This is a genomic window from Occallatibacter sp., from assembly GCF_049510455.1.
Classification (GTDB): domain Bacteria; phylum Acidobacteriota; class Terriglobia; order Terriglobales; family Acidobacteriaceae; genus Telmatobacter.
In genome coordinates, this window is sequence record NZ_JBEKYX010000189.1 from 1 (window position 1) to 4,154 (window position 4,154).

The 4,154-nt window shown below is 57.4% G+C and carries 4 protein-coding genes; 1 reads left to right on the top strand and 3 read right to left on the bottom strand.

What is annotated here, in order from left to right:
• Positions 1 to 793, top strand: a 793-nt coding sequence (locus tag ABSG47_RS20680; RefSeq protein ID WP_424172399.1) for an MFS transporter, incomplete at its 5' end; no start/stop codon positions are given.
• Positions 794 to 908: 115 nt separating this feature from the next.
• Here the strand turns inward: ABSG47_RS20680 and ABSG47_RS20685 are convergent.
• The 3 genes from ABSG47_RS20685 to ABSG47_RS20695 form a co-directional block, all read right to left on the bottom strand.
• Entirely contained in the window at positions 909 to 1,697 is a 789-nt protein-coding gene (locus tag ABSG47_RS20685) for a metallophosphoesterase family protein (protein ID WP_424172401.1), read from the bottom strand.
• Positions 1,669 to 2,229, bottom strand: a complete 561-nt coding sequence (locus ABSG47_RS20690; protein ID WP_424172404.1) for a hypothetical protein — start codon at positions 2,227 to 2,229, stop codon at positions 1,669 to 1,671. The genes ABSG47_RS20685 and ABSG47_RS20690 overlap by 29 nt, the downstream gene beginning before the upstream one ends.
• 139 nt (positions 2,230 to 2,368) lie before the next feature.
• Positions 2,369 to 3,835: a multicopper oxidase family protein gene (locus ABSG47_RS20695; RefSeq protein ID WP_424172407.1), complete on the bottom strand. Its 1,467-nt coding sequence runs from the start codon at positions 3,833 to 3,835 to the stop codon at positions 2,369 to 2,371.
• Positions 3,836 to 4,154 lie beyond the last annotated feature (319 nt).

The following is a 4,154-nucleotide window of genomic DNA, read 5'->3' on the forward strand; positions in this document are numbered from 1 at the left end:
CGTCATCCACGGTCACAATGACGAGGCCGAAAAGGTCGTCTGCGAAGTCGAAGACCACGTCGCCAAAATCACCGGCGAGCGACTGCCCACACCCACGGAAGACCCCGTAGAGATCCACACCCGCACCCACACCACGTTAGCCGAAATATGGCAATCGATGATGGGAGAGAACCGCTCGCGCAGCCTGCTCGGCCTCACTCTCATGGCCGCACAGGCGTTCTTCTACAACGCCATCTTCTTCACCTACGCGCTTGTGCTCGAAAAGTTCTACAACATACCACCCATCAAAGCCGGCTACTACATCCTTCCCTTCGCCCTCGGCAACGTGCTCGGCCCCGTCCTCATCGGCCATCTCTTTGACACCATCGGCCGCAAAAAGATGATCTCTCTCACTTACGCGCTCAGCGGCATCCTGCTCGCCATCACCGGCTGGCTATTCGCCGCCAATCTGCTCACCGCCATCACCCAAACCATCTGCTGGACCATCATCTTCTTCATCGCCTCCACCGCCGCCAGCTCCGCCTACCTTACCGTCAGCGAAGTCTTCCCACTTGAAGTCCGAGCCATGGCCATCAGCATCTTCTACGCCATCGGCACCCTCATCGGCGGAGCAGGCGCACCCGCCCTCTTCGGCGCGCTCATCGAGAGCAACTCCAGAATCCACCTTGTCTACGGATACATCGCCGCAGCCATCTTCATGGTCATAGCCGCCATAGTCGAACTCACCCTCGGCGTCGCAGCCGAAGGCCAGTCCCTCGAAAAAATCAGTAAGCCACTTTCAGCGAAAGCATGAATACGAGACCCTTGGTACTTCACCCGTGCCAAAAAAATTCCCCCTCCGCAATTTCTCGCGAAGGGGGAACTTGTACTGAAGCAACATCAAGCCCGGCGTAGCCCGGACGATCCGGTTAGAACCTGTTCGCTGAACCGTGGCAGACGCCGATGCCCTTATCGCTGAAAGAAGCCGGACCGGTTGGCTGTGCAGGATCCTTCAACGCCGACTCATAATCCCACGCATAGCCGTTCTCATTCAGGGTCAATCCCATCACGCCCCAGAATTGCCCGGTTCCCGCCTCGAGATTCTCTGCGTTGAAGTTCACGTTGCCGGTGGGATCTTCCAGGTTTGTTTCGTTCGCGCCTGACTTCACAGTGGTATTGACGATTGGATCGAGTGTCTCGCCACCGGTGCCCACGACGAATTCGCGAATGCCCCTCTTTGGATCGGATTTCCCGGAAGGATCAAGCGGGCGATAGCGGCCATAGAGGTGGTCGTGTCCGTTCAGCACCAGGTCGGCTCCATGCTCATACAGCAGTTGCCAAAAGGCCACAGCGGTCGGGCCCTCGGGTACGGCGATGCTGTTAGTGGGGCTGAACACGGGCTGGTGCCAGTAGGCAAGTGTGCAGTTGGAACGATTCTCCTCAAGATCCTTCTTCAACCATTCAAGTTCCGCGGCAAACCACGAGCCTGAGTTCGCGCAGCCGCCCGGCTGCGTCTCGCACTCGATATTGAGCGAGATAAGATGCCACGCGCCCAGATTGTAGGAATACCAGCCATCTCCAACGCCAATGGGGCCACCTGACTCGTTGGTTCCCAGTCCACCCGTCTGCTCAAAGTGCCCCGCCTGTCCATCGGAATACGGCACGGGCTGCGTGAATGTGCCGGCGGTTTCAGGGTTGCCGGATGTGCTGCACGCCATTGAAGTAGGAGAAGTAACCGTAGCCCGCAACGCCTATCGCGCCGTGCTCGGTATAAAACTCATGGTTGCCTGGCGCAGGCCGCGTGATCAGCTTGAAAGCGCCATAGGTCAACTCGTACCCGTTCTCAAAGTCCGAGTACTGCCCCACCTGGTATTGCTCATCTCCAAGCAGCGCCACGCGGTCAGGCTTCATATTCTCGATCTGCTGCGCCGTGGCCGCCTGCGATGCCAACAGGTTCTGAGCCGTGTCACCGACGCAGTTTTCACCCGCCTTTTCACCTGGGAGCTCCGTCTCGCCCGGCTGGCAGGCAACATCGCCCACCACCGCCAGCACTGGCGAAGCCTGCAGCGTGTTGTACGGCCAGGGGTTGTTGTTCGGAATCCAGTTGTTGAAGGACCAGCCCTTCAGGTTCCACCATGGATCGTCATTCGGTCTTTGATTTTGCGCGCTTGCCCCTGTTGCAAATGTCAGTACCGAAGCCGCCGCGCCCATAAGCATTGCCGCCCGGAACCCGCCCTTGATCGTATGCATGCAGTCCTCCAGTTACAAATTTTGGTTAAAAGTTTCCAAACGGGGACTCTATCCCTCAAATGTTTCACGTGTGTGAAAAATTGCTAAGGGAAACATAAGCGGCGAGGAAATGCACTCAACCGGTCAACATCGAAGTCAATCACGCATAGCGAAACAGCGCCATGAACCCAAAATCCATGTGCTGCTGGATATGACAGTGAAAAAGCGTGAGCCCCGGCTGGTCGGCCACCATGTCCACCACAGCGCGCCCAAATGCAGGAACCACCACCGTGTCTTTCTTTATGCCCGCCGTCGGCTTGCCGTTCAGCTCCACAAGCTCAAACAGATGCCGGTGCATGTGCAGAGGGTGAGAATCGTCACTGCGATTACGGAACACCAGCCGGTAACGCCCTCCCTGCCGCAGCATAAACTCCCCATCGTGCGGATACTCCTTGCCGTTAATCAGCCAGTGATTAATCCCACCCGGCCCGCCAGGAATCTTCTCAATGATCATCTCAATCGTCTGATCCGGCTGCGGGTGTGAGGCGTTCGTTCCAAATATGCTGTAGTCCCACCGCGTCTTCTGCGGAGCAATCCACTGCGCGCGCTGCTGCTGATTGGCATATTCCACCACCACGCCCATGCCCGATTGCCGCGCAAGATCGCCGATCTCCCCCAGAATCCACACACCCGGATGATTCATCTCCACAATGGCATCCACGCGCTCCCCCGGCGCAATCTCAATCACGTCCACCGCCTGAGGCGTCGGCACAGCATTGCCGTCCAGCGCAATCACCTGAAACTTATGCCCAGCCAAAGCCACGCGATGAATCTGCGCCGCACTCGCATTCAGCAAATGCATCAAAACCCGCTGCCCCGTCTGCACCCGCAGCGGATCACCCGCCCCAAGCATCTTGTCGTTGATCGAGCAAAGAGGAGCATTCACCTCAAGCCCGTTCTGCCGCATATCCATCTTGTCCGGTCTCTCAGGCTTCGGATCATTGCGATCCGCCGGCATCTCATCCTGATCCATCGTGGAAAGAAAATACTGCCACTCCCGCAGCGCCAGAAAGACCTCCTGATCGTAGTGCCCACGGTCATCGCCGGAGTCGATCATGAAAAAACCGAACTGCCCCGTATAAGAGCCCCGATGCAGATCCAGCATCGCCGTAGTGTGCGAGTGGTACCACCGCGACCCCGCCGGGTTAGCCACGAACTGAAACCTCCGTCGCCCATGCGGCGGCACCGGCGGCGCGCCTTCTTCTTCCACCCCATCCATCTCCGGCGGAACAAGCAGCCCATGCCAGTGCACAAACTCCGGAACATCCGTCTCATTCGTAACGTCAATGGTGACGCTCTTGCCCTCGCGCACCCGCAGCAGCGGACCCGGAACCTTGTTGTTGTATCCAATCGTACTGATCACAACCTGCGGAGCCAGCTCCACCAGCATCGGCGCAATCCGCAGCGTAAAATCCGCTCCCGGCTCAGTGCTCTTAGCCTCCGCCGTCCCAGCCATCCCATGCTGTTGCCGCGCAGCCACCGACTCCCCAAGCGCAGGCCGCACCTTACCTACCCCACTAGCAATCACAGTGGCACACCCAAGCCGTACAAAATCCCTTCGCCTCATGCGATCCTCATCCCCGCTGCAAATAGTTTGGCGCACACCCAATTACGCACACGTAAGGATGCACAAGCCCAGAACGCAGGACAAAGGGCCAAAAGCCGAATGCTTTCCCGTCGTGGACTTCGTTCTACAGAAGTTTCTTTGAATGCTATCAAAGCGATGTAAAGCGCGTTTATCGAGAGTAATTCTTAGCTCGCAATCTAGTGTCCCGTCTCTAGAATAAGTTGAATAATTAATAAGGATTGTTTCATCGGATAGAGTGTGAGGAACTTCGATGGGACGTCCGTTGATTGCCTTGTCTATTACCGCCGAGGACCAGGCT

Excerpts from the sequence above, each read along its gene's own strand:
- ABSG47_RS20685 (WP_424172401.1), bottom strand. The coding sequence starts at position 1,697 with ATGGCGTGCAGCACATCCGGCAACCCTGAAACCGCCGGCACATTCACG.
- ABSG47_RS20690 (WP_424172404.1), bottom strand. The coding sequence starts at position 2,229 with ATGCATACGATCAAGGGCGGGTTCCGGGCGGCAATGCTTATGGGCGCG.
- ABSG47_RS20695 (WP_424172407.1), bottom strand. The coding sequence starts at position 3,835 with ATGAGGCGAAGGGATTTTGTACGGCTTGGGTGTGCCACTGTGATTGCT.